Annotated in this window: 1 protein-coding gene; it reads right to left on the bottom strand. The window is 55.7% G+C overall.

Annotated features, from left to right (window positions below; genetic code table 11):
• A partial coding sequence (locus AC0ZWN_RS28880; protein WP_476337718.1) for a uroporphyrinogen decarboxylase family protein occupies positions 1–440 on the bottom strand: 440 nt, incomplete at both ends.

Below are 440 nucleotides of genomic sequence, written 5' to 3'. Positions count from 1 at the left end.
AATCATCACTGCCTGAGCACCGGCTTTAATCTGCGCATTCAGATACAAAGTGACGCTTTTCGCCAGTTTATCGAGTAGAGCGTGCAGCGCCTGCGGATCGGCATACATCATTTTTTTGATCACGGTGAAGGCTTTGCTGCTGCCGCCTTCCACCATGTAGGTTGCCAGCGTCCACGGGCTGCCGGAAAAACCAATCAGCGGCACTTCGCCTTTCAGTTCGCGACGAATGGTACGCACCGCGTTCATCACGTAACCCAGCTCATCTTCCGGGTCCGGAATTGGCAGTTTATCGACGTCGGCTTTGCAGGTGACTGCCGAGGTAAAACGCGGACCTTCTCCGGCTTCAAAATAGAGCCCTAACCCCATCGCGTCCGGCACGGTGAGGATATCGGAAAAGAGGATCGCCGCATCCAGCGGGTAGCGACGCAGCGGTTGCAAAG

It is taken from the genome of Pseudomonas sp. 3B-A001-10F (genome assembly GCF_056313565.1).
Note: the sequence above shows the minus strand (reverse complement) of the source record. Positions and strands in the feature narration are given on the sequence as shown.